Origin of the sequence: Candidatus Enterococcus wittei, assembly GCF_002140175.1 — a bacterium.
Lineage (GTDB): Bacteria > Bacillota > Bacilli > Lactobacillales > Enterococcaceae > Enterococcus_B > Enterococcus_B wittei.
This window is the reverse complement of the sequence record NZ_NGMO01000001.1, coordinates 522,104-548,082: the sequence shown is the minus strand read 5'-3', so window position 1 is coordinate 548,082 and position 25,979 is coordinate 522,104. Positions and strand designations below refer to the sequence as shown.

General features: G+C 37.2%; 13 protein-coding genes and 2 pseudogenes. 8 read left to right on the top strand and 7 right to left on the bottom strand.

Going from position 1 to position 25,979, the window contains the following annotated elements; translation table 11 throughout:
- Window positions 1–96: 96 nt before the first annotated feature.
- From A5844_RS14745 to A5844_RS02025, 4 genes and pseudogenes are all read right to left on the bottom strand, one after another.
- Window positions 97–333 (bottom strand): annotated as a pseudogene (locus tag A5844_RS14745) (hypothetical protein); the annotation flags it as partial.
- A 105-nt stretch (window positions 334–438) separates the two neighbouring features.
- Window positions 439–813 (bottom strand): annotated as a pseudogene (locus tag A5844_RS14740) (hypothetical protein); the annotation flags it as partial.
- Between the two features lie 370 nt (window positions 814–1,183).
- Window positions 1,184–1,429, bottom strand: coding sequence for a hypothetical protein (locus A5844_RS02030; protein ID WP_086283466.1), 246 nt, complete (start codon window positions 1,427–1,429; stop codon window positions 1,184–1,186).
- A 20-nt stretch (window positions 1,430–1,449) separates the two neighbouring features.
- The gene (locus A5844_RS02025) at window positions 1,450–2,301 is read right to left on the bottom strand and encodes an aldo/keto reductase (protein ID WP_086283464.1); all 852 of its coding nucleotides are present in this window, start codon (window positions 2,299–2,301) and stop codon (window positions 1,450–1,452) included.
- A gap of 159 nt (window positions 2,302–2,460) precedes the next feature.
- On the opposite strand from A5844_RS02025, the gene A5844_RS02020 reads away from it, so the two are divergent.
- On the top strand, window positions 2,461–3,465 hold the full coding sequence (locus tag A5844_RS02020; protein WP_086283462.1) for a nucleoid-associated protein: 1,005 nt from the start codon (window positions 2,461–2,463) through the stop codon (window positions 3,463–3,465).
- A gap of 198 nt (window positions 3,466–3,663) precedes the next feature.
- On the opposite strand, the gene A5844_RS02015 is transcribed toward A5844_RS02020, so the two are convergent.
- The gene (locus tag A5844_RS02015; RefSeq protein WP_086283460.1) at window positions 3,664–4,020 is read right to left on the bottom strand and encodes a YxeA family protein; all 357 of its coding nucleotides are present in this window, start codon (window positions 4,018–4,020) and stop codon (window positions 3,664–3,666) included.
- 545 nt (window positions 4,021–4,565) lie between these two features.
- On the opposite strand from A5844_RS02015, the gene A5844_RS02010 reads away from it, so the two are divergent.
- From A5844_RS02010 to tuf, 3 genes are all read left to right on the top strand, one after another.
- Window positions 4,566–12,767: a QWxxN domain gene (locus A5844_RS02010; protein ID WP_086283457.1), complete on the top strand. Its 8,202-nt coding sequence runs from the start codon at window positions 4,566–4,568 to the stop codon at window positions 12,765–12,767.
- Between the two features lie 942 nt (window positions 12,768–13,709).
- On the top strand, window positions 13,710–14,660 hold the full coding sequence (locus tag A5844_RS02005) for a tocopherol cyclase family protein (RefSeq protein ID WP_086284065.1): 951 nt from the start codon (window positions 13,710–13,712) through the stop codon (window positions 14,658–14,660).
- 219 nt (window positions 14,661–14,879) lie between these two features.
- Window positions 14,880–16,067 (top strand): elongation factor Tu, encoded by a 1,188-nt coding sequence (gene tuf, locus A5844_RS02000; RefSeq protein WP_086283455.1) that lies wholly within the window; start codon window positions 14,880–14,882, stop codon window positions 16,065–16,067.
- Window positions 16,068–16,202: 135 nt separating this feature from the next.
- Here tuf and mprF read toward each other — a convergent pair whose 3' ends face one another.
- Together mprF and A5844_RS01990 are read right to left on the bottom strand one after the other, a co-directional pair.
- Window positions 16,203–18,788: a bifunctional lysylphosphatidylglycerol flippase/synthetase MprF gene (gene mprF, locus A5844_RS01995; RefSeq protein ID WP_086284064.1), complete on the bottom strand. Its 2,586-nt coding sequence runs from the start codon at window positions 18,786–18,788 to the stop codon at window positions 16,203–16,205.
- A gap of 19 nt (window positions 18,789–18,807) precedes the next feature.
- Window positions 18,808–19,524 carry an alpha/beta fold hydrolase gene (locus tag A5844_RS01990; protein ID WP_086283454.1) on the bottom strand — a complete coding sequence of 239 codons (717 nt, stop codon included), beginning with the start codon at window positions 19,522–19,524 and terminating at the stop codon, window positions 18,808–18,810.
- A gap of 210 nt (window positions 19,525–19,734) precedes the next feature.
- On the opposite strand from A5844_RS01990, the gene A5844_RS01985 reads away from it, so the two are divergent.
- The 4 genes from A5844_RS01985 (at window position 19,735) to dnaG (ending at window position 25,965) form a co-directional block, all read left to right on the top strand.
- On the top strand, window positions 19,735–20,361 hold the full coding sequence (locus A5844_RS01985; protein WP_086283452.1) for a lysozyme family protein: 627 nt from the start codon (window positions 19,735–19,737) through the stop codon (window positions 20,359–20,361).
- A gap of 138 nt (window positions 20,362–20,499) precedes the next feature.
- Complete coding sequence (locus A5844_RS01980) at window positions 20,500–21,282, top strand: DUF368 domain-containing protein (protein WP_244610774.1); 783 nt, start codon at window positions 20,500–20,502, stop codon at window positions 21,280–21,282.
- A gap of 308 nt (window positions 21,283–21,590) precedes the next feature.
- Entirely contained in the window at window positions 21,591–23,948 is a 2,358-nt protein-coding gene (locus A5844_RS01975; RefSeq protein ID WP_086283447.1) for a cation-translocating P-type ATPase, read from the top strand.
- Between the two features lie 175 nt (window positions 23,949–24,123).
- Entirely contained in the window at window positions 24,124–25,965 is a 1,842-nt protein-coding gene (gene dnaG, locus A5844_RS01970; protein WP_086283446.1) for a DNA primase, read from the top strand.
- Window positions 25,966–25,979 lie beyond the last annotated feature (14 nt).

Genomic DNA, 25,979 nt, shown 5'->3' with positions numbered 1-25,979 from the left:
ATAGTTGCTGAAATAAGCGTAGGAAAAGTCAGAAGAATAAAAGGTGGAGGTTCCCATTTTTTATTCTTCTGGCTTTTCATTAGTAGAAAATGTTTTTTAGCGGTCTTTAATAGGTGTTGCAGCAAATTGTTCGATCAATGGAATCAAGGTCAATTTAACTTTGTACTTTCTTTCCAAAGCTTTTTCGATGGTGAAATCATTTTCTGATGTCATCGAAATTTGAGCCAATTGACGATCTTCTTCTTTGACTTTTTCATAAATCATGACGTTTTCTGCTGTTTTTTCTGCATAAAATTTAGGATACTCTGTAACTTCTTTTGAGAATTCCTCAAATGTCAAGGTACTAGAATCTGCAGATTTTGTTTCTGATTCTGTGGCAACAGTTTGTGACTCTTTCGTACTTGTTTCTTCCACTGTTTTAGATTCCTTTACAGGTGTTTCTGCTACTGGTGTAGAAACTGGATGAGCTGTTGGTTCGTCATTTTTCATTCGTTGGTCGTTCCAATAAGAAACGATTTCAATCAATAGATTGTCACGAAAACGTTCGAAAATAGTTTCTTCACCTGAGCGGATTCTTTTTAAGACAGCCGTAAAGTTATCATCAATTGGCACATTGATACGTGAATCTTCATTTGTTTGACCAGCTAAACCAATCACTAAGACTTGGCGGTTGGTTGGATCAAGCATGACCTGTAAAGGTAGCCCATAGCGACGTAAGCTTTCTTCCTCCAAAGAACGAAATAGTCGATTCCGGATACCATCGATTGATGGACGGAATTGGTTTAATAATTTTTGTTTTTGTTTTTTCTTCATATGTTCTCTCCTTCACTCATACCCTATCGATTATAAGAAAAAATCAGCAAAATGAAAAGCATTAAACCAAAAAAACTTGAATAACCTAACAGAATCATTGTAAAACTAAGAGGATTCACAGAATAAAGTAGTTATTTTACATTATATAAATTGGGTATATGTTTTATTTTTTTACGATTTATTGACTAAAAGTATGGTGTTTCGTGTAAAAAGCACTACAAGCAAGCCGAAGGATCACGAAAATTTAGGAAGCTATTTTCGAATCTATCGGCTTGTTTTTATAGAATATCGAGGAATGATTAAAGGAATAGAGTTGATTCACAAGAAGATGTATTTGCGTTTCTTCCTGTCTCGTTTTTCCCCATAAATCTTATTTTTTTGGAATCAAAGCAAACACTTCAAGATCCGGAGAATAAATAACTTCATGTCCATGCCAGTTAGTAGTCATCAAGGAATGATCCAAACGTTTTTTGATTTCTTCTAAGATTTGTTCGCGAGACCAATTTCGTGCAGGAAAATGTTGGATCTTATCTGTATAGACAAGAAAAACAAAATCAGGATGAAATGTACGCGTTACCTCGGTTGAAAGATTGTTCAATCGTTCGATCGGCTTCATAGACTCGCCATCCTTTATGATTAAAATTGTGTCGTATCTGGATCTTTTGCTTTTCCAACAACACCATCTAATTGATCGATAGTTTTCATTTCTTCTTCAGATAATTCAAAATCGAAGAGTTCTGTGTTTTCCTTGATTCTGCTAGGAGTCACAGATTTTGGTAACGGTAAAAATTCATGTTGCAAGGACCAACGTAAAGCGATTTGTGCGATACTTTTATCATGCGCTTCGGCAATTTCTTTCATCTCTGGAACATCAAAGATTTTACCAGTACCAAGTGGGCTGTAAGCTTCAAGGATCATATCATGTTTTTTAGCATATTCCACAACTGGTGGTTGTAGTTCACCTGGAGCAAGAAAGATCTGATTGACCATCGGCATGATTTTAGCTGTTTTTGCTAAAGCGTCCAAATGGTGTGGTAAGAAATTGCTGACACCAATTGCTTTGATTTTTCCAGCTTCGTATAATTCTTCAAAGGCACGCCAAGTTTGCGCATTTGCTTCTTCCCAATGATCACGAAAAGTGATGGGATTTGGCCAGTGGATCAAGAAAAGATCAAGATAATCAGTTTGTAATTTTTTTAAAGATGCTTCAAAAGAGGACATTACTAAATCATAGCTATGATTTTCGTTCCAAAGTTTTGTAGTAAGAAAGATTTCTTCTCTAGGAATGCCACTTTCTTTAATTGCTTGGCCAACACTTTCCTCATTTTTATACCCTTGTGCTGTATCAATATGACGATAACCAGCAGCTAAGGCTTCTTTCACTGAAGAAACTGCGACATCTCCATCAGGGGTTTGCCATGTACCAAAACCAACGACGGGAATTTCTACCCCGTTTGCTAAACGATACGTACTTGTTAATGAATTCATACTTTCAGCTCCTTTAATTTTACTTCACTTTTAAGTGTAGCTTATTTTCGGAAAAAAGAAATCTATTTTGTTTGTTATCTTATTTTTTTTGAAAAATCATTTTTACTTCTAGTATTTTTTGCTATTTTTCCGTAAACTAAAACGGAAAGGAATGAAATGATGGACATTTATTTAAAAAGAGCAATTTTGCATATTATTGATCGAGAGGCTGGTTCTCCAGTTTTTTCACAAAAAGAATTAGACTTGACAAAAGATTTTGTACGAGACTTTCTTCAGAAAAAAATCCAAAAAATTTCTTCTGCACAGACAAAAACAGGTCAACTTGCTGAAGAAAATCCATTTTCACAAAGCTTGAAATTGTGTCAGGAACATTTTGAAGAAGAAAGTGAACGGTTGGTACAGCGTTGGTTTGATGTGTACCAAGAAAGTGAAGAAGCACCAAGTGCGGATATTTTTGTAGTGCTATATGAAATGGATACGGTGATGTACCTGGCTTTATTAAAAGTAAATTATCGTGATGCTTATACTCATTTTGTTGAAGCGGATGAAGCAGGGATCGATAATCGCCTGATCTTGAACCGTGCGATCTTAGGATCGAAGTCGCAAAAAGCGGACGAAGCATTAGCAGTAAATTTAACGGATTTAACCTATGAACTGATTGATAAAAAATATGAATTTTCTGGTAAAAAAGAATGGTACTTTTCTGAAAAAGTAATTGAAAGTGTTCCAGCACCATCGTTAGAAGAAAATGTTAAGGTAATCAAAAAAGTAGCCAAACAGCTAGGGAAGAAATTTGAAGCTGAAGAGTTCGATATCATGGCGGATCTTAAGGAAGCTGTCTATGATACGATTGAAGAAACAGGGCGATTGGATCATGAGCAGATTGCTGAAAAAGTATTCAAAGAAAATATTACGGCAAAATTAGCTTTTCAAGAAGAGATCCAAGAGCAAGGATTTGTTCCTGAAGCACCAACGGTTAAAGCAGTACAGGAAATTTCAGAGAAAAAATATGGTAAACAAAAATTCAAACTATCCAATGGTATCGAATTGATCGTTCCTGTCGATGTTTATCGTAACCCCGATCTGATTGAATTTGTCAATAATCCAGATGGCACGATTTCAGTGATGATCAAAAATGTTGATGAGGTACTAAATCGTCTATAGATTTATAAGAAGAATGGGAATAGTCACATAATTATATGCTGTAGAAGATGAAATAAGGCTTTTAGTTTTTTTCGAAAAGACATCCGCTGAATCTCGAAAATAGGAACAATGATTTTCGAATTCAGCGGATGTTTTATTGAAATAAATGAGAGAGCCATTCCCTCATTATTTTGTTTAGAAATAATAAGTGTTCTAGTATTATTGATCGAACTTTTCCATTGCTTTTTCAGGAACTTCTGACGCATTTACTTCTTCCCAGCTTAGTACACCCTTTCTGGGATTGACGGTTAATTTCAAATAGGCATTTTTCTTCAAAGGACGATCTCTGGCTTCTCTCAAAGTAACTTCTTGTTTCTCACCTTTTTGATTATAGGCAGGTTGGTTGTAGACATAGATGCTTAAGTTCATTCCTTTATCGGTTGATTCTACTTCTTTTTCACCATCTGTAGTAATTTTTGTGTAATACGTTTCTCCACCATAAAAATAATTGTAAGCAAAGATACTACCGCCTAGAAAAATAGCAACTACGACGAATACACCCATCAATTTTTTCATTATAAGTTCACCTCATGTTCTATTATTCAATAAAATCCTCTTTCCGTCTATTAAATCCAATAAAAATTAAAAAATTTCCTAAAGTTTCTCGTTTATCTGTCCAATCTTATGGAGGAATATCTTTAAGGGAGCACAGAAAGTTCCTTTGTTATTGAACAGACTTAATTCAGTGAGATAAAGTCGTCAATTCAAATGGATAATGTCACAAATTCTAGAATGATGTTTAAGATCGTTTGTTTTATAATTTAAATGAAAACGGTTTCTAAAAAGGAGTTTTCAAAATCTTTACAGAAAGGAGGAACTAGTTCTAGGGTTGTTTGATCAATTAAAGATGCTTTTATCTATTCTTTGTTTTTCTAGTTTTGATGAACGGTTGCTTTTTGTATGCAAGAACTGTCACTTTGGAGAAAATGATGCAGAGTTGTTGGAGCCAGTCATAGAAATTTGATTGGCTGTGTAAAATCATAGACTTTTAGATGTTATTTAAATGAATACTTATACAACATAATAGTCCTATAATTAATTTTAACGAAGGAGTGAACAAGATGCCACAAAATGCAAGGATACAACTGAAACCGAAGATGACGAAGAAGCTAAGGCTACCACAAGATGTTTCTAGAAAAACAAGTGGTCGGCACTACAACGAAATGAATGACAAGAAGAAGTCAGGAGATGACCAAAGAGTTTTAAACAATGTCTCCAACACATTGGGACATACCATAACATCCAAAGGAATAAAGCGCCCAGTGGGCTGGCTTCATACGTGGGGAACCTTGCTGGCGATGGCTCCACCATTAGATTTTCCCGACCAACAGATGGTCTTAAAAAGAACTCCACCAGCTTTTGAAGTGAATACACGGATTGACGTGAGAAGAGAGGGAAATCAGACAAGGATCCATTCCTTTGTTTCAACATCGACCCTCAATCATGACCGAATCCAGTCTCCATTATTTTGGAGTACGCCCCATATCAGGTCTCATTCATCCTCATCAATTGCACTACCGTTTGCCAGTACTAGCCCACTTTTTGGCAATCAGACATTACACAATCAGACATCAACGTCCACTAAACAGGACATTGACATAGCGAAGAGAGCACATGAATTAAGTGTTTTTGTTCACCAGAAAGTTCATGACCTCTACAAACTGGTAAATTGTACCACCACGAGAAGGACGGATCAGGTGAACACCTATATTGTTGCGGGAGAAAGTGTGGAACAAACAAGTTTTAAAACTATTTGTCAAGATGCGGTCGGTCAAGCAAAGAGACAGAACAATCAAGAAATGAAGCAAGAAAGTGTATTTTCTCATCCTTCTCCTCAAGCCCTGACTAATACGACGATTCAAGGAACCTATCCTTTTTCTGCGAAAATAGCAGCGCAAAAACTAAGTAAATCCTTTCAATCTGCTTATGAAAGCAAGCAAAATGCCACAGGGAACGATTCAAATAATGTACATAATAAAGTGTCAGAAACATTTTGGAATGACTTGACTAAGCGGTTTTACCAGTTCTTTTACCAACACGAACAGGCCTCTTCTACTCAAGAGCAAAATGGTGCAAGTAATGGTTCGGTGATGTCATATTTTGTTGATTGGTTACTCAGTACCTTTTCAGTAAATTATGGAGACCAATTTCCCACTAATCCCCAATTAGAAAAGAACCTAAAAGTTCCAGTGAGGATTCAGCAAACAAACCATTCGCTCCCAACCAAGCCTTTACAAAAAAAATCTAGAAATGAAAAGCAAGAGAATCCCGGTCTAGATATAATTCCAGAGGTTGTATCAGTGTTGCCTGTTGAAGAAGAGAGTTTTTTTTCACAATTTTGGCATCTAGCAGGGAGCTTTTCTGAAATGGTAGATGGGTTTCTTCAACAATGGGATGGCCTCAAAATTTTAGGAACCGAGGCAAGGCCCATTGGAGCAAGCTTAATAACGTTTCCCGTAGTATTACCAGTGGCCTTCCCACGCCTGAATATTACAGTCCCTAACGATCCCAAATTGGAATCTGATGTATCTTTAGCTAACGCTACGATGATAAAAATAAATAACACGATGACAGATTATTTAGAGGGAAAGAATTCTACTGCTTTAACTTCTGAACTATTCCCGCCTTTTTGGTTCGATTTAGAGGTGTTTAAAAAGCGTAGTAATACAGAAAAAGTGAATGAAGCAATCAATCAGTTTTTACGTAAACGTAAAGTTTTACAAGAAAATTTGTCAGGCCCTTCATTAATTCTTGCTGTAGAAAAATGGGAACAAGAAACAGGAATAATGGTTAGGATAAAGAGAAGAGAGGAACTTGCTAAACTAATTCTTCAGAAATCAAACCTTCGTGTTCCTAAGTTATCACTTATGAGAACAACTGCCATTTTACATCAATGGCGGAACAACAATATCTTCAAAGACTACAAATTCAAAGAAATCACACAAGTACAAGTGGCAGTGACGACGAATGAAACAACCACAGTAAGCAGCCCGCTTCTAATTACACCGCCTCTACATCCACTTGCTCCACCTAGTGATTTTGAATGGGAATCCTACTATGGAAAAATCACTAAAGCAGATTTAACAAAAGCAAACAATATTATGATGGCTTTTCTGAACGGGCTTCCTTGTCCTGTACCAACGTTGGAACGACTGATGCCTATGTGGTATGATTTTGAGGTCTATGAATATCGGAGTGAAACCGAGAAAATCAACAAGAAAATCAGGGAATTCTTAAAGAAACAAAAGATTACAAAAAAGGAATTGTCCGATCTTGAAACGGTCCTTTCCGTACAAGAGTGGATCAAGCAAGGGAAGGAAGAAGCTGAAGTACTAAACAGAAGGGAAAAAATTGCACATATCATTCTTCAGGAAATTGGCTATGATACGGAAGGACTTTCCAATTATCTTGCAGAAGCTGGGGTATATCAATGGATAAACAACAATGCATTCAAAAATTTCACCTTTAATGAACCCGAAATAGCACAAGTAGAAAAAATCGATAAAGATATTACGAATAATTTTGTTCCTTCGACACGTTATCCAGAACCTCTCCCCAACTTCTATTATGATCTAGTCCTTTATCTAAAGCGGAATGAAACTCTTGAAGTCAATAAAAAGATGAAAGGCTTTTTTACTAAGGAAGGAATTAAAGTCAATAAAACTACAGGAGTGAAACTAGAAAAAGCAAAGCAACAATGGCTCGAAATGGGGAATAATGGAACTTATGACAAATTAGCTAGAAAGGAATACTTGGTATATTTCATATTAAATGCTTACGGGGTGGAAAATGTCCGATTAGGAGAGACGTTATCCTCAAGAAAAATACAAGCCATCCTGATGCAATGGAAAATCAATACCTTTTTAGAAGGCTATACCTACAAACAAATCACTCTCCAGACGGTTTATCATCAGCTCTCTAAATCAGAAGGGGCTGAAGATATTTATTATAATCGCTATAAAAATGAACACAAGCAAATCTTTGCCGACTTTATCAATGGTCGCAAGCCGTCCATTCCTCAGTCTAAACCAATCGGCCTGATCTATTATAATCTGCTCCTTTTTGAAAATCGGAAGAAAACTCCCGTGGTGAATCAAGCAATAAAAAAATTTCTCATCGATCACAAAGTTCCTTTTAAAGAAGAATCCCCAAGAGAAATTGTTCGTGGTATGCAACAATGGATCCTTGGAGGAGAAACCTATGCGATTATTGAGGCAAGAGAAAAGCAAGTGGCAGAATTACTTCAAAAGGAGTATGGACTTGAAGTGAAAGATGTGACAGTTATAAAAGCACGACATCTCTTGCTTCAATGGGAAAATAATAATGCGCAAGCTGATTATACCTATAAGGAAGTTAGTGATATGGGAATAATTAAGAAAAGTGAAATTGTGATGAATGAGGATAGGAAAGAAAAAGTTGAGATATTTCTACTTAGCAATAGTGCAAGTAGAAGTAGTGAGAGTCTTTTAAAGGAGGGAGCAAGCGATGTAGAACCAACTAAGTCACCAGGAGAACAAAAAGAGGAAACATTAAAAAAAATCATTGCTTTCTTATTGACAAAGGGAATTAATGTGGATGCTTCCAAGCCCAACGAACTCGTGGAGAAAGCAGCGTACTGGGCGACAATGCAAGTAAAAGGCAAAGTGTTCGTCGATTTCATGAAAGTAAAAAAATTAGCGAATCTCATTTTAGGAAAAAAAGAAGATGCGAATATTTCGGAGGAAGAAGCAAAAGAAACCTTTATGAAATGGCTTTATGATACGATTGAAATTGAGACGCCTACTTTAACTACCACTGAACCAACGATAGATGAACAAACAGAAACAACGAGTACCTCACCTTCGGTCATTAGTGAGAGATCGGAGTTTAAGTATCATGCGCCTAATTGGCGTGACCCTAATATATTGGACAAAGTAGCCCAATTTTTTCTTCAAGAAGGATTACTAACGGGAACCTCAAACAAAGAGAAAATATTAACTGCGATGGGGAAATGGTTCACCAAAGATAATAGTGAAATGGTGTTGCAATCTGAAAAGCTTCAACCATTAACGAAAGTGATCCTAAAAGAATTGAAACTCTACGGAGGAGAAGAAGGTGAAAAGATCTCCGATAAGGATGCAAAATTAACTCTCATGAAATGGGTGTTTGAAAATGTGTTGGGGAGTTCGGTGGAAGTCTTTATGGTTAAGCAGATCCTTGATTCTCCCGAACCTTCTCAATTTACTATTGGTAGTCTTAGAAAGTTATTTGAAGCTGATAAGTTGAGAAAATCAGGTCTCCTTACTTCACGTTCTATTAATATTGCTAAAGAAGGAGATGCCATTATTAATAACCTATGGGGGCTGTTACTTAAAGAGGTATTGCCGAATTATTTTCTTGAGAAAGGTGCTTTGACAGATGAATTGTTGATTTCTGACTATGGTCTATTGATGCAACTGATGGGGACAAAGTTACTAGAGGATGAAGGAGTTCGGACACACTTTGAACAAACAGAGATTCGGATGATTGGCACATTTTTTTTGGAGACAGTCAGTAAAAATAGTGTGAAGAGTCCGGAAGCATTGTCTTACTTGCTTACCCCTGCTTTACTTGCCACGGCACAGCTCGCACCAGATGTCTTACGGGAATCCTTAGAGAAAGGGAATTATAAAGAAGTAGCCCTTCAGACTTTTATCGGATATTGGCAAAATGGATACTTCAAGCTGATGGAAGACCAAGTAACCCTCAATGATTTGTACAATCTTTATCAAGAAGAGGTCCTTAACTGGCGTCGTAAAGGAGCCTTAGCATCAGAAGAGGTAGAAAAGTGTATTGCACTTGGAGCCCCCTCACTCAATTTCGCCCTCGAAGAATTATATCTTAGTGGCTCACAACCTTGCCCCACGCGCTATACAGCGCCTATTTTAGACGATAAGTACAAAAAATTGACTAAAGCCGTATCAGATAAGTATTATGCGTTTGATCAAAAGTTGATTGAGCTTGCGCTGAAGGCATTTGATCCCAAAGAACTGCAGTTTATTTTTTCTTCAAGAACTCAACTTTATAAAGCCAATGCCGAGTTGGAACATACCGTATATACAGCTCCAAGTACCTCAGTGAAAGGCTACGTTCCTGCCGCCTTTCGTACGAGGCTTAAGCTGACTAATACTGATTTATTTGTGGCGGTCAAAGGAAATGAAGAACGTTGGTACGCACTAAAAAAACTAGAGGAAGATGGGGGGTATGTTTTCTACCGAGTAGATAAAAATCCACTGTTATACCTCAAATATGGACTACTGGACCATCCGGAGATTTGGGGACAAGGGTACAAAAAAGTTGGCAATGGGATTCAAATAGACGATCGTTACTTTAATTTTTCCACTCATCAGCAACAGAGCATGAAGAACTCTCAGGGAATGGAGATGCAAGAGCTGATTGATTTATTCAGCCAAAAACACAGTGATGCCTTGTATGATGAGCTTTATAAATCAGGTAATGACAAATCTTATAGTGAACAAGCATGGGATTTCATCAAACATCTGATCCCATTTTATGATTGTATTACGGGAATCGCCAACCAAGATGCTAGTCAGGCGGTTCCTTCTTGTGTCATCGATGCCGTTCTTTTAATCCCAATCATTGGGCAAATCACAGCCCTCAATACACGTTTTGCCCTTGGGCTGGCAAGAGCCATTGCCACAGGAGGAGTAAAAAATGCAATCTATCAAGGAGCACGCTTCACACCAAAGGTCGTAGAAGTGAAGGCAGTTTTAAAAAGTATCCTACGCTATCTCGATCCGGGAATTGAATTGGCGAGCAGTGGAGGGAAATTTGTGGTCAAGGAATTAATCTACTTGAGAAATGAATTTTGGGTAAGAAGAGAGGTGAGACAAACTTTGCAGAAATTGGCGGACTTTGTAAAGGAAACACCTTCTTTGCCTAAAGATGTAGTGTTAGCAAAATTACCAGGAGATGGACCGGAAATTGCAGTGAAAAAAATGCCGGACCATTTGTATAGACATGTGACGAATCTGGCGACTGGAACGGTCTATGGTGTTCCTTTTATGTTGAAAAGTAAGCGCTTAGAACGTTTTGTCGAACCTGCTTCATTTACGGAAGAACAGGTGGCTCTGATTGATCGATTATCGGTTAAACTAGACGAGTCTCAAGTGACTGTCATTGAACCAAATGTGAATCCGGCAGCTTATGGCGAGGGGGAAATTATCACTGTAAAGAAAGAAGGAGAAGAAGCAAAGTATTATATTAAAATGAAAGATCATACTATTCCAGTTCGAATCACGGCGATTGATGAACAAGGTGTACGTTATGATGTGTGTGAAGGGGAGAACGTTTTTCCAGTGAGCTACAATGGAAAAGAATGGTTTTTTGAACCAGCTACTTCTCCCTATGTATCAAAAGTGCTAGAAGAGGAAATCAATAAAATGATAGATAAGTTTGAATCCACGAAAGATCCAAGTGTTCTTTCTGGATCCCGAGAGAAAGGGTTAATGTGGAATGCTTCAGGGAGATCCTACATCAAGATCAATAATCACTATATTCCGTTGATTTTGTTACATAAGAATGGAGATCGGTATCATTTAGTGAAAAAAGATGCTCTTCAGCCGATAACAGTTTTGATCTTTGATTCTGAAAATGAACAATTCCGTTTTGAAACGGCTTTAGAAAAAGAGAGATGGAAAGAAGCTTCTGTTAGCGAGGAAGCAACATCAAAAGAAGGAGAACCGGAAAGCTCGCAAGGTGCCACTTCGCAGGGAGCCACTATACAGGGAAATGAGAAATTGGATCTTCCACCTTATAATACCGTTCCAGAGGCACCTGGAAGAGGTGAGGAATGGAATGAATTTAGACAGGCTATTAATTTTGGTAGTGCTGAGGATAAAAGTGTAATCAAAAGAGTTGAAGATGACAGTGTGTCTTTGGATCCAATAACTGCCTTTCTTCCAATAGCAAAACCTGTTGTTTTTAATGATCCAAAATGGGCTAAAGAGGCTATTTTGAAAGTGATTTTTCGTACTTTACCCAAAAAGCCGGATCCTGTTTTCCGAGTGTATGGTGGAATAAAGTCAGAAAATGTACCAGAATATATCGACTTATTTCGAAAAGATCTGTTAAAAGAATTTCCAAAAGCACAGAGTCATTTTCAAAAGACACTAGAGTTGTGTCAAGAGCTGTTAACGAAAGAAAAAATCGCAGATAGCCCACAAGGTCAATATTTGATCAAAATGTTTAGATTGGATAATGCACCCAACCAAGAAGTTATCTTGAAGGAGGCTGTTAACCGATTGTTAGATTCTTCCAAAAAAGGGAAACAATTCCTTCAAAAAACTGCGGACTGGGATTATGAAAATATTTTGATGACTTCCACTGATTTAATTCAGGAAAGTGGCCCGCAGAAATATCGTTCAAAGTATGATAGCGGCATCCATGCTTTGGCAATAGTAACAGATTATGATCCAGAATGTCGGATAAACTTTTTCGTTGATGCTTTTTACTTAAAGCCAAATTATGATCCAGGTCGAGAATTAAAGACACCTAAAAGTGAAGTGCTCCTTCATGAAACAAGTCATATTGTTTCTGATACACAAGACCTCATGACCTATAAGAGGGCTATGTTATTTAAGATAAAGAGTGGGCAAGAGATGTTGGAAGATTATGATAAAAAATATGGAACAATTTTTGAATCAACCGGGTTTCAAGCATTTGTGGATCAATTAGCTTGGCATCAAAATAAGGTAGAATTATCTAAAAGAACTGTAAGAGAAGAAATTGCTCGAAATGATCTGTTACGGGTGAACTTGCAGATCATTGATGCGGAAATGTTGATGACGATCATCAGGGATTTTGCCGAAGAAAGAGATTTCGAAGGGAAACTTCGTGTAGCTAGAAGTCTTAATGATGTGAAGCTAGGAGATGGATTAATAGCTGTATTAAGCACACTGCATTATATAACCAAGTTGGACTCTTTTGAGAGTATTCAATTGGAGCAGACACAAGAACAGACAGCCGACATTCTTGATCAGACAAGTGTAATATCTAACGGTAGTACGACTCAGTCGAGTGAGGGAAGAGAAAAAAGGGAAGTAGTTGAGAGATCAACTAACTTCGGTGATTCGCAGAGTATAGAACTGACCAATAACATAACACAGAAAAGTTTTTTCAATCTTGTGGACCAAGGTAAAAAAATATGTGAGGTGTTAAATGAGAGTAGGCGCAACCAGCAATCAAGCAAAAACCTGCAAAGTTTCACCATGTTAATCAAGTAGTGTATGCTTTTATCAGTCATGTACGTAGATAGAAAGCTTCATGAATAGTGGCTTGGTCGTTTACTTGAAGAATTAAACGTCCCTTTGGATTTCAGATGAATCATCAAATTTCGGGAATCTTCTTTCCATCTAACTAAAGTTCGAAAGTAAATTATCTATTACCTGTGTTTTTATAAAAGTAGTAGTTGATCTGCAATACAACCTACAGAAAATCGACTAAATGCTTGAGATAATGAATGAAGATACTAGTATCAACTACATAGCGATATACTGAATATTTTATTTTTTAGTAGTTTTAAATAAAGCTACCCAATCACTCCAAAATAGTTAAGTGGGTGGCTTTATTTAAGTTTACGAACGATTATATCACAAAAAAAATTGTAAGATAAAATAGAAAATCGATAGGTGTTTTGATTTAGCACGATCTTTTTCGATTTTTTGATCGTCTTAAGTTTTTTTATCATCTCCTAATTTTTTTTGATGAAATGCTAGAGTGATAATTATACTTAGTCATGTGATACTTAGGAATTCATTATCGAACGTGTAACAAAAGTATTATTTACTCTGTTTCACGCTCTAAATACGTATAAACGGCGGAATCAGAAACAGCTCCTTCGAAAATAAGCCGAAATTCACAAAAATTTGAAAAGCAATTTTCGTGAATCTCTTCTTATTTGTCAGAGCTAAACACTTCTGTACCAGCCTCTTTCATTCAGAGGTTATAGAAAATAGTAAATAAAAGTTCATTCAGACAAAAAAGGAAAAATCTTCAAGCCTTCCAATTTCAAAAGACAGTTATTATTCTACCTTTTTAGGAGGATTTATTTTACAAAAAAAACTATTTCATTGAAAACAGTAAAAAAGATAGGTATGAGCGTATTAAAAAGAACATACAACGAAGCATGATAAAATAGATATATTTGAACTTGGGGGTAGAATATGATGATTCCAACAGATAAATTTTTTCAAGGATACAAGAAAAAAACGCCTTTTTTTGAAGGCTGGTATTTTAAACATCAAATTGGAGATGAAGTCTATTCTTTTATCCCAGGGTATTCAATAGCAGAAAATGATGAGACGTATCCATTTATTCAAGTAATCAGCCATGATTATTCAGAGTGTTTCTTTTTTGACCATGAGCAACTTATGGTATGTGAGGAGCAATTGCTTATAAAAATCGGAGAGAATGAATTTAGTGAAGAGGGGATGTCTCTTTCTTTATCTAGTCCTCGTCTAACCGTCAAGGGAACCATTCATTATGGTGATTTTTCTTCATTACAAAGAGGCCGTTATACACCTAGTATCATGGGGCCGTTTTCTTATATTTCTTTTATGGAATGTTACCATGGCATACTAAGCATGAACCATTCCTTGAAGGGGAATTTGATTTGGAACGGAAAAACAATTGATTTTACCCATGGCAATGGCTATTTGGAGAAAGACTGGGGAAGTTCTTTTCCTTCTGCCTACTTATGGGCACAGTGTAATCAATTTGATACACCAACAGCGCGCTTTTTCTTTTCAGCAGCAGAGATTCCATTTCTTGGATTCCATTTTTTGGGAATTATTTCAGTATTACAAATCGAGGATGAAGAATATCGGTTGGCTACTTATTACGGTGCAAAGATTCGAAACATCTATCAAGAGGGCGATTATTTAGTTATTAGGATCAGGCAAAGCAAACTTGAATTGAAAATTGAAGTATTACAAAAGGTGGGACATCTTCTAATGGCACCAGAAAATGGTCTGATGAATCGCGTCATTCGCGAAAAAGCCAGTACAGAGATCATCGTGACATTAATCAAAAATAAAAAGCAAATTTTTCATCAGAGAGGTACTGGAGCAGGATTTGAAGAGGTTGGTAAACTACGTGGATCAACTGAAAATAATTGAAATCTTTGTAGAAATGGTACATGGATTGCTGAATTGGGAGATGGTCGATGCAACATGATTGACTTTGACTAACTTTGACGTATAATAGGGATTGTTCATTACTTACAAAAAGTAAGGTAGATGTTTTTTCTTTGAATCATTCAAAAAGACGTCGAATGAAAGTGGACAAAAAAGGACTGAAATATTCAGTGCGTAGAAACTATAGGAGGTTTGTTAATTATGGCAAAAGAACATTACGATAGAAGTAAACCACATGTAAATATTGGGACCATTGGACATGTTGACCACGGAAAGACAACATTGACTGCTGCGATTACCACCGTTTTAGGGAAAAAAGGCTTAGCAAATCCTCAGGACTACGCAAGTATCGATGCAGCTCCAGAAGAACGAGAACGTGGGATAACGATCAATACGGCCCATGTCGAGTATGAAACAGAAAAACGGCACTATGCTCATATTGACGCACCAGGACATGCTGATTATGTCAAAAATATGATTACAGGGGCAGCGCAAATGGACGGTGCAATTTTAGTCGTCTCTGCGACGGATGGTCCAATGCCACAAACGCGAGAACACATTTTATTGTCTAGACAAGTAGGAGTGAAACATTTAATTGTTTTCTTGAACAAAGTTGATTTGGTCGATGACGAAGAGTTGATTGATCTTGTTGAAATGGAAGTACGTGAATTGCTAAGTGAATATGGCTTTCCTGGTGATGATATACCAGTTATCAAAGGGTCTGCTTTAAAAGCTTTGCAAGGGGATGAAGAAGCTCAAGCAGCAATTACCGAGCTGATGGATACGGTAGATCGATCTATCCCAACACCAGAACGTGACACAGATAAACCACTGCTATTGCCAGTGGAAGATGTTTTTTCTATTACTGGTCGCGGAACAGTTGCATCTGGAAGAATCGATCGTGGTTCAGTCCGTGTAGGGGATGAAATTGAAATCGTCGGAATTAAACCAACAACTCAAAAAGCGATTGTTACGGGTGTAGAAATGTTTCGTAAAACATTGGATTACGGAGAAGCAGGTGATAATGTGGGGATATTACTGCGAGGGATCCAACGTGAAGACATTGAACGGGGCCAAGTGATTGCAAAACCAGGATCCATTACACCACATACGAAATTCAAAGCAGAAGTGTATGTGTTAACTAAAGAGGAAGGTGGACGACATACGCCATTCTTTAATAATTATCGTCCACAATTTTACTTCCGTACGACAGATGTAACAGGAACGATTGTTTTGCCAGAAGGAACAGAAATGGTAATGCCTGGTGACAATGTAACGATCAATGTGGACTTAATCCATCCAGTTGCCATTGAAAAAGGTACGACATTTTCGATCCGTGAAGGTGGTCGAACAGTTGGCTCTGGGATTGTGACTGAAATTGAAGCGTAGACGATCTCTGATTGTTTATTAATTAAAAAGATGCAACAACTTGTGATTTCAGGAAAAAGGCGAAGAATCCGAAAATAGTTTTTCTATTTTCCAGATTCTTCGCCTTTTATTGGTCGTTAATTTTGATGTAACTGTTTATTTTTTAAACCATTTTCTTACACCACGAGGCTGATTTTTTATGTGATCAACTGGTGCATTGTCAATAATCAATAGAGCGATCATTACATAAGCAACCCAACTATCACGAGAATAAAGAGTATAGCGAGATGTCCAATTAGTTGCGTATTTATCTTTATATTCTCTCAATCCTTGGAAAGAGTAGAAATGAGAACCAAATTCATAGACAAGATAGGAAATACGTTCTTGGATAAAACTTTTTCTTGATGTTCCTACATTGGCTAATGGAGCCATCCCCAAATTAAACCACTGGACGTTATCTTCTTTCATGTGTTCAAACAAATGGATGAATAAAAAGTCCATACTGCCTGAAGGCGCGCGTTCTGGATCGTAGCGCATCAGGTCAATCGTTCCTACTTGGTTATTGGTATAAGTTGGCATAATCGAAGCAAAAGCAACTAGCTCGTTTTGAGGGGTTTTTATTACGGCAATTGGCCCACGCTGTAAATATTCTTCAGAAAAGAAACCTAATGAAAAACCTTTTTCTTTGCGACTTCCTAACCAGTTATCCGATATTTGTTTCAATTCTTGCATCTGTGACTGAGAAAAAGGTGGGTAAAGGATATCAAACGTAAATCCTTCACGATCGATTCGATTTAAAATGGCGCGTGTTCCTTTCATTTTTTTACCAGATGTCGTAAATGAGGCTAATTGAACATGAGCTTCTTCTCCCATTTTGATAAAATCATAACCAAATTCATGCAAAATCATTACCAGTTCTTCACTGGTTTCATAAAACACCGGTAGGAAACACAAGCGATCGGTCTCTGCAATAAAAGATTCGATTGCTTCGGGGAAATCTTCTTTTTTACCAGAAGGATCGCCCATGACAATACATTTGTTATTGTAACAAGCAAATTGTAGCAAAACAGTTGCTTCTCCATTTTTCTCATAGACAAACATCCGTTTATCCTTTAAGAAAATCAATTGGCTGTCGGAATTACCGCCAAACTTTTGCAAGATTTCTAATGCTTTTTGCTCATTGACGATTTCTCCTACTTGTTTTTTTTCTCCTTGAAGAAAATGGACGAGAAGAATGATCATGAAACTAACCGCGACAATGGCTAGTAAACCGGAAAACCAGATCTTTTCTGAAGGAAACAAGAAAAATGAAATAAAATGATGTTGACGATGTGGGAAAACTGGCATGTTATACACACCAATAATGATATATAAAACAGTCAGTGTACCAATAATCAGCCCGTCTATTGTCAACCATTCCCAAGAATAAATCAGTTGTTCGCGAAAAAGCTCATTTCTTGAAGCAATGACTATGAGCAATAGAATCAGTAAGAAAATAATCGCCGTTATACTCAAATCATTGATGCCAACATATAAGAGAGCTAGTACAATCAATACTATCGTAGGTTGGTAAGCACGCTTGACACGTGCAGCGATTCCTCTTCCCATGATCACGAATAAGAAACCTAGTAAGATACTCGGAAATTGAATAATAAAGCTTAACCTTAATGGATTGATATGATGTAACCAATGAAATTCTGCGAATGCTTGAGGAACAGTAGCAGATAAAACAAGCAAGATACCTGAAAAATACATCAAAACCACAAGAATCTTGTGGGCTAATTCCGTACTCAGTTGTTTAGGAATGCCTGAGTAGCGTTGATTGATGGAAGTTCCAACATTTTTAAAAAAGAAAACTAGACCAATGAAAAACGGAATGAAGTAATAGAAAAGACGATAAAGCAGAATCCATGCAACGACAGTTTCTTTTGGAATGCCAAGAGCTGAAAGTCCTAAGATCATCATGACATCGAAACTTCCAATTTCTCCAGGGATCATGGAGACGATCCCAATCACAGAAGCGGCTATAAATAGTGGAATCGTTTGCCATAAGTCAATGGGGACTTCCATTAAGTAACCAACGGCTAGAAAACTCGTCAAAACACCTGTCCATTCTAAAAGGGAAACCAGGATTAATTGTGTTTGGGCTCTAAAAGTCAACCCGCCAACATATCCTTCTTTTTTTAGGGTGGTAATCAAAAAGACAAGTGGAAAATACAAGCCTCCACCGATTAGCCAAATCCAGTATTGTTTTAAAAAAGGCGAAACCGAAGTGAAGAATACCATTAAAAAGGAAATCAGACTATAGATGGACAATCCTGCCATCAGAAACAAGAAAATTTTAGATAAAGCTTGCATGACTTGTCGGCTGCTTTTTCTTTTTCCGTAAACTTCAGAACGCAACCCGATACTGATAAAGCCACCGAATCCAGCGATATTATTAATCGTATTGATCATCCAACTTGTTTCTAATAAGTATAAAGGTTTTTGTTTTTGATTCAGTAATTGATTCAAAATCAGGTCATAGCCAATCATCGGCAGAACAGAAAGTAAGCCAATAATCAACATGATTCCTATTTTCCAAATCGGGATGGTTGAAAATACTTCAGCCAGTTGTGCAGCAGATAATGTGGTACCGATCTTCATTAACTCTCCAATAATAATGACAAGGACAGAGATTAAGAATACGGTTTTTATAAGTCTTAAGTGGTTCTTAAACCATTGGATCGTCTTTTTAAACAAAAAATCACCTACCATTTATTTATTCTGTAAGAAAGTTCAGCACTTCCTGATTGAAACGTTTTGGATCTTTTCTAGCTAATTGATGACCTTGCCCTTTGACGATGACAAATGAGGCATTAGGAATTGTTTTAGCTAAATAAAGCGAGTGTTTCAATTTGATTACATCTTTTTTTCCGACGATGATCATCGTTGGACTCTTGATATTTTCTAAGTCTTCGGTGCTGATCCCGATATCATGAAGCAAAAGATTAATGACTAATAGATTTTGTCGAAATCTAGGATGAACAAGTGCGCATACCCATATCAATAAGTAATGAAGAGCAGTCAATAGCCTAGCTGACCAAAGAACACCACTTAATAAAGTATTTCCCGAATTTAAAATCAAACGATGGACTTTTTCCGGATAGTGGCTCGAAAATACAAGGGCTAGATTCGCTCCGTCACTGAATCCCAGAAAATCAGCTTTCGTAATACCTTCTAGAAACATAAGCGTTGACAGGTCTTCAGCCATCAAACGAAAGTTTAAGGTTCCTGCTTCATTCGTGGAATGCCCATGTCCTCGACTGTCTACAAGGTAAACCGTAAAGTGTTGTTCTAGAAGCGGAACTTGTTCAGAAAAAAATCGTCCACTCCCATCATTACCATGCAGCAAAAATAGTGGGAAGCCATGACCACTTTTCTCATAATAGATTTCAGTACCATCGGACATTTTCGCATATTTTCTTTCTTTTTCCATACAATCACCTACTGTTTTCCAGTATAACGGCTTTTTCCTTTTTTTAAAATCAATATCCAATAAAAAAAACGATCAATTTCGTAAGATTAATTAAAAGATGAAAAATTCATTTTTTATTAAATTGACAGAATAAAAACAGATTAGAAATAGCCAAGAAGTCAAAGAAATAGTAAGATAAAAAAAGATGTCAAAATAACTAGGTGGGTTTTAATGAGAAAAAAAAGAAAATCACTCTTTCGAATGATCGGAAGTATATTAAGTCTAGCGATTTTGGTCATACTTCTTTTTCTATTGGGTAGGACCTATCAATCGCTCAAACGTGTGGATCAATATCAAGCAGAAATAACAACAGCTGTAGAAAAATATCAGATGCAAGATTATGAAAATCTAGTCAAAGCGATTATTTTGACAGAGTCAAAAGGAAAAGGTGTCGATCTGATGCAGAGTTCTGAAAGTGCCCATGGTCAAATTGGAGCAATCACGTCACAAAAAGAGAGCATCGATCAAGGGGTGAGTTATCTTGCAGAAATGATAGATGAGGCACAAAAGCAAGGTTGCGATTTAGCAACAGCGATCCAAGCATATAATTTTGGAAAAGATTACATTGTTTATGTGAAGAATAGAGGGGGCAAAAATTCGTTGTCCATTGCGGAAGAGTATTCAAAAAATGTGCTAAGCCCACTACTAGGAAACGAGGAAAAGAAAACGTATCGTTATTGGCGAATCCAATCTTTATTGTATAATGGCGGATATCTCTATAGTAATGGCGGTAATATGTTTTACGTTGATCTCGTTCAAATGAATGAGAAAATCATTGAATGGTATAAAAAAATTTAAAAAAGCATGAAGAAAAGATAAATGAAAATAAAAAATGGTTAGAAAGAAGGAGTGCTAAAACAAGTGGAAAAAAATCCAGAAGTGAGAGAAGTATCAAAGAACACAACGAAAGATTGGGGATTGCGTTTTTTTAAAGGAATGTTTATTGGTTCAGGTTTTATATTGCCTGGAGTAAGCGGTGGTGCATTAGCAGCAGTTTTTGGCATGTATGAACGTTTGATTTCTTTTCTTGCGCATCTTACCAGAAATTTCAAAGAAAATGTTTTATTCTTTTTACCTGTAGGCTTAGGAGGCATTACTGGTGTGTTCCTATTATCTTTTTTAGTCAGCTTTTTATTAGGGGCTTATGAGACAACTATTCTGTGGTTTTTTGTTGGTTGTATTGCAGGAACTGTGCCTGCTTTATGGAAGGAATCAGGAAAAAAAGGACGAGATAAAACAGACCTAATCATTATGGTTGCAACTTTTGTGGTTGGCTATCTTTTCTTACTTTATGGTGCTCAGTTATTCGACGGCCAAGTGGAACAAAATTTGTATACATGGCTTTTGGCGGGAGCCTTGATTGGCTTAGGGATGATTGTTCCAGGATTAAGTCCCTCCAATTTTTTGGTTTATATGGGACTGTATAAAGCAATGGCAGATGGCTTCAAAGAAGTTCGCTTAGAAGTGATTATCCCGATTGCTATCGGAGGAATCGTTTGTGTTCTTGGTTTATCCAAAGTCATGGATTTCATCTTTTCAAAGGCTTATAGCAAGCTATTCCATTTCATTTTAGGAATCGTTTTTGCATCAACGATCATGATCATTCCCACAGATTACTCAGGATTAGGAATTGCAGGAATTCTTGCATGTCCAGTTTTGTTTATAGCTGGTGGAGCATTAGGTTGGTGGATGAGTCGATTAGAAGAACAATATAAATAAGAGTGTTCAAAAGCTGTATAGTTCCGAGTACTAAGTGAGAGGGTGAGAAAATCGTGCTACCTATTTTCTCATCCTTTCACTTAATATCACAGGAATGGGTTATTGAATATCGATGAATTAGGGATAAAAAAATGGATTTATAGGGTGAGTAGAGAAACGAATCTCATAACAATCCTATAGACTAGATAGTGAATAAGGACATTAAACTTCTTTGATAGTTTAAGCTGAAATGAATAAAAACAAGTTGTTTTTATTAAAGGAAAAAGATAGACTTAATGATGTAATTATTTTTTGAAAGTTGGCGGAAAATGGAAATGAAAGAATTAGCAGGACTTACAGAAAAAGAAGTAAGCCAAAAGATTGCCTCTGGTCAGCAAAATGATTATCAAGAGGATGCCTCAAAAAGCACCAAAGAAATTTTTAAAGACAACATTTTGACTTTGTTTAATTTTTTGAATTTCGGTATAGGAATATGTCTGCTATTGGTAGGCGCCTACTCCAATATGGCTTATTTAGCAATTATTTTTGTAAATATCACGATGGGGATTTATCAAGAAATCAATGCTAGAAATCTTGTACGAAAACTGTCCATTATTTCTCAAGCGGAAGTGACGGTCATTCGTGAGGGAAAAGAGCAATTGATTTCCACGAAAGAATTAGTTCTAGGTGATCTTGTAAAGATCGGAGCAGGTGAACAAATTCCCTCAGATATGCAAGTCTTGTCAGGACGAGCAGAAGCGAACGAAGCGTTATTAACTGGTGAATCTGATTTGATTATCAAAGAAGAAGGAGCTGAATTGCTTTCAGGAAGTTACTTAACAAGTGGTTCTGTTTATGCAACGGTTATACGTGTTGGCGCCGATAATTATGCTGTTCGATTGACGAACGAAGCCAAAACGCATAAAAAAATCCGTTCTGAGTTAGTCGATTCGATTCGTAAGGTCTCAAAATTCACCAGTTTTGTGATCATTCCTTTAGGTGTTGTGCTTTTTCTAGAAGCATTATTTATAAGAGAATCCTCTCTTCAAGTGTCTGTAGTAGTTTCAGCAGCTGCCTTATTAGGAATGTTGCCCAAAGGACTAGTGTTGTTGATCAGTATCGCATTGACAACCGCAGTCACGAAACTTGCGAAGAAGCGAATTCTTGTACAAGATATGTATTCAATTGAAACGCTGGCTCATGTAGATACCTTGTGTCTGGATAAAACAGGTACGATCACTGAAGGAAAAATGAGTATTCAACGTGTAGAAACATTGCAACCTACGTATGAAGAAGCGATTCCTCAAATTATGGGAACGTATTTGGCAGAAAGTAGTGATAATAACTTAACGATGCATGCCTTGAGAGATTATTTTGCTATCTCCAACCGTTATGAAGTTACTGATAAATTAGCTTTTTCTTCAGACCGAAAATGGGGAGCCATGGTGTTTCCTGAATTGGGAACTGTCTATATCGGTGCACCAGAGCGATTGGTAGAAAATAGTCGGTTACCAAAAAGTTTGATTGAAGCTCAGGCGAATGGTTATCGTGTATTGATGCTGGGAATTGCTCCTACTCATACATTGACAGAGGATGCTCCTCAACTTGTTGAACCAATTGCCTTGTTTGAGATCGATGATCCAATTCGTAAAAATGCGCAGGAAACTCTTGCTTATCTTCATGAAGAAGGAGTTGACCTAAAAGTGATCTCTGGAGACAATCCGGTAACTGTTTCCAATATTGCAAGACGGGCAGGTTTACCGAATTATGAAGCGTATATTGATTTATCAAACTTGACGGAAGAACAAGAAGTAAGGGAAGCCGTGCGTACGTATACGGTCTTCGGTCGTGTCAGTCCGCAACAAAAGAAGATCTTAGTAAATGAATTAAAAGAACAAGGTCGAACGGTGGCGATGACTGGCGATGGGGTGAATGATGTCTTAGCTTTACGAGAAGCAGATTGTAGTATTGCAATGGCTGAAGGAGATAGTGCCACTCGCCAGATTGCTAACCTAGTGTTGCTTGATTCAGATTTCACCACGTTACCCGAAGTACTCTTTGAAGGACGCCGTGTCGTAAATAATGTGACGAAAGTTTCAGGGATTTTCTTTATCAAGACGATTTATTCCTTTATCTTGTCTATTTTATGTGCGGTCACAGCAATTGGGTTCCCCTTCATCCCAATCCAAATCACATTGATTGATTTGGCGATTGAAGGATATCCATCCTTCTTCTTATCTTTTGAAAATGACAAACGCAAAGTCGATTATCGTTATCTACCTACTGCATTAGTCAATGCATTGCCAAATGCGCTACTTGTTTTCCTCAATGTAGTAGCTATTTATGTGATTGGTAAAAACCAAGCATGGTCAACAGAAACAACGACGACATTAATGTATTATTTACTGATTGGGATCAGCTGTATGGCAGTAATCAAAGCTTGTCTGCCATTTAATCCACTACGCATTTTCTTAGCTGTGACTACGGTAGTAGGGATATATGTAGCTGCGATGCTATTCCATGGTCTGTTGGAAGTACAACTTGGACTGGGAGCTACTTGGCCATACTTCATTGGATTTATGATCCTGAATATTATTTTACGTTTGATCTATTGGAAAATCGATATCCAAGCGCAGCTTTTAAAGAAAGTAAATCCACAAGCAACGGTTCAGGTGACAGCAAAATAAATTGTTTGTTATTTTTGAAATCTCTCACTTGAAAAAGTATAGAATTATGTTACAATGAAACATGTATAATTGTGTCCTTTAAGATCGCACTGATTTTTGTTAGTGCGATTTTTTACCGGTTATTCTCCTGAAATACTTCATCATTGAAGTATTAACAATTGCAGGGGGTGAAAACATGGCTCAAAGGATTCCTCAAGAGACCATAGAAACGATTCGTAGCCAAACGAATATCGTTGAAGTAATTGGGCAATATGTCCAATTAAAAAAATCTGGCAAGAATTATCTTGGGTTGTGCCCATTTCATGAAGAGCGAACACCCTCATTTTCCGTTGCAGAAGATAAACAAATTTTCCATTGTTTTGGCTGTGGAAAAGGAGGAAATGTGTTTACGTTTCTTCAGGAACTGGAAGGATTGTCTTTTCCAGAAGCGGTGATCAAGGTTGCTGATTTTGAACAAATCCAGATTGAAGATCAATGGCGCCAACAAGCATCACCAATGCAACATGGTGACTCAGCAATTGGTAAACTGATTGCTGTCCATGAGAAAGCAGCAGAAGTTTATCATCACATGTTATTGCATACCAAAGTGGGTGAACCTGCATTAGATTATCTGCTCAAACGTGGGTTAACGATTGAAGTGATTGAAACTTTCAATATTGGTTTTGCACCAAATGAACGTTCTTTTTTGCAACAAGTAGTCAAAAATGAATCTTATTCAGAGGAAATATTGAAAGAGTCTGGCTTATTTGTATCACATGATGATGGGCGACTATCTGATCGGTTTTATCAAAGGATCATGTTTCCTATACGTAATGCTCAGGGACGAACGATCGGTTTTTCTGGGCGGTACCTTCCTGATGGTGATGAACAGAAAGATCAACCTAAATATTTAAATAGCCCTGAAACCGAATTGTTTAACAAAAGGCAAGTCCTGTTTAATTTGGACAAAGCTCGTAGCGACATTCGTAAGACCGGTGAAGTTTTATTATTTGAAGGATTTATGGATGTTATAGCAGCTTGGCAAGCAGGAGTCAAAACAGGTTTAGCCTCTATGGGAACAAGTTTAACCACAGAACAAATCCAACAAATCGAGAAGTTGACGAAATCGTTAGTATTTTGTTATGACGGTGACCGAGCAGGTGTAGAAGCCACTAATCGTGGGATCGAGCTGCTACGTCAAAATAGTCGCCTGCAGCTATCGATTGTCGCCCTTCCAGAAAAATTGGATCCAGATGAGTACTTACGTAAGTACGGTGAATCAGCGTTTCAAGAATTAGTGAAACATGGGCGAGAAACAGTTTTTACCTTCAAAATGAGCTACTTGAAACAAGAAAAGAATCTGGAAAATGAAAAAGATAAGATCGAATATCTTGAAGAAGTATTGAATGAACTGAGCAAAGTAGTTTCACCGATTGAACAAGATATGTATCTCACGCAGTTATCTAGTGAGTTTCAATTAAGTCGGGAAACAATGCAAAAGCAGATTCGTGATCTTCGCAGGCAAAATCAGCCTACCCGTCAAGAACAATCAACGGTCTCGAATGACCTATCTTTACCGAAACAATCAATGGTTCAACAGAAAAGGCCATTGACTCAGGTGGAAAAAGCAGAACAAATGTTGCTTTATCGAGCGTTTAAGGAACGTGGGGTTAGAAGTCTGTTAAAAGAACAGGATGTACAGTTTATTCATGATACGTACGCAGAAATCTATTTTTTATTTGATGCGTTTGTGTCACAACATGGGGAATTCAAACTTGCAGAGTTTTTAGACTTTTTGCAAGATGAAAATTTAAGGCGATTAGTGGTGGAGATTGAATACTTACGAATGGCTGAAGAAAGTACGCCACGAGAAATCCAAGACCTGTTGCGCGTGATGAGTAAGTCTGGCTTAGCTGAAGAAATCACAATAAAAAAACAAAAGCAGCATGAAGCCCGACGAACTGGCAACAAACAGTTGGAATTGGAATTGACAATCGAAATCATTAATTTAACGAAACAGTTAAAACAAGCCGAATAGCTACTTAAAGGGGG

Excerpts from the sequence above, each read along its gene's own strand:
- A5844_RS02030 (WP_086283466.1), bottom strand. The coding sequence starts at position 1,429 with ATGAAGCCGATCGAACGATTGAACAATCTTTCAACCGAGGTAACGCGT.
- A5844_RS02025 (WP_086283464.1), bottom strand. The coding sequence starts at position 2,301 with ATGAATTCATTAACAAGTACGTATCGTTTAGCAAACGGGGTAGAAATT.
- A5844_RS02020 (WP_086283462.1), top strand. The coding sequence starts at position 2,461 with ATGGACATTTATTTAAAAAGAGCAATTTTGCATATTATTGATCGAGAG.
- A5844_RS02015 (WP_086283460.1), bottom strand. The coding sequence starts at position 4,020 with ATGAAAAAATTGATGGGTGTATTCGTCGTAGTTGCTATTTTTCTAGGC.
- A5844_RS02010 (WP_086283457.1), top strand. The coding sequence starts at position 4,566 with ATGCCACAAAATGCAAGGATACAACTGAAACCGAAGATGACGAAGAAG.
- A5844_RS02005 (WP_086284065.1), top strand. The coding sequence starts at position 13,710 with ATGATTCCAACAGATAAATTTTTTCAAGGATACAAGAAAAAAACGCCT.
- tuf (WP_086283455.1), top strand. The coding sequence starts at position 14,880 with ATGGCAAAAGAACATTACGATAGAAGTAAACCACATGTAAATATTGGG.
- A5844_RS01990 (WP_086283454.1), bottom strand. The coding sequence starts at position 19,524 with ATGGAAAAAGAAAGAAAATATGCGAAAATGTCCGATGGTACTGAAATC.
- A5844_RS01985 (WP_086283452.1), top strand. The coding sequence starts at position 19,735 with ATGAGAAAAAAAAGAAAATCACTCTTTCGAATGATCGGAAGTATATTA.
- A5844_RS01980 (WP_244610774.1), top strand. The coding sequence starts at position 20,500 with ATGTTTATTGGTTCAGGTTTTATATTGCCTGGAGTAAGCGGTGGTGCA.
- A5844_RS01975 (WP_086283447.1), top strand. The coding sequence starts at position 21,591 with ATGGAAATGAAAGAATTAGCAGGACTTACAGAAAAAGAAGTAAGCCAA.
- dnaG (WP_086283446.1), top strand. The coding sequence starts at position 24,124 with ATGGCTCAAAGGATTCCTCAAGAGACCATAGAAACGATTCGTAGCCAA.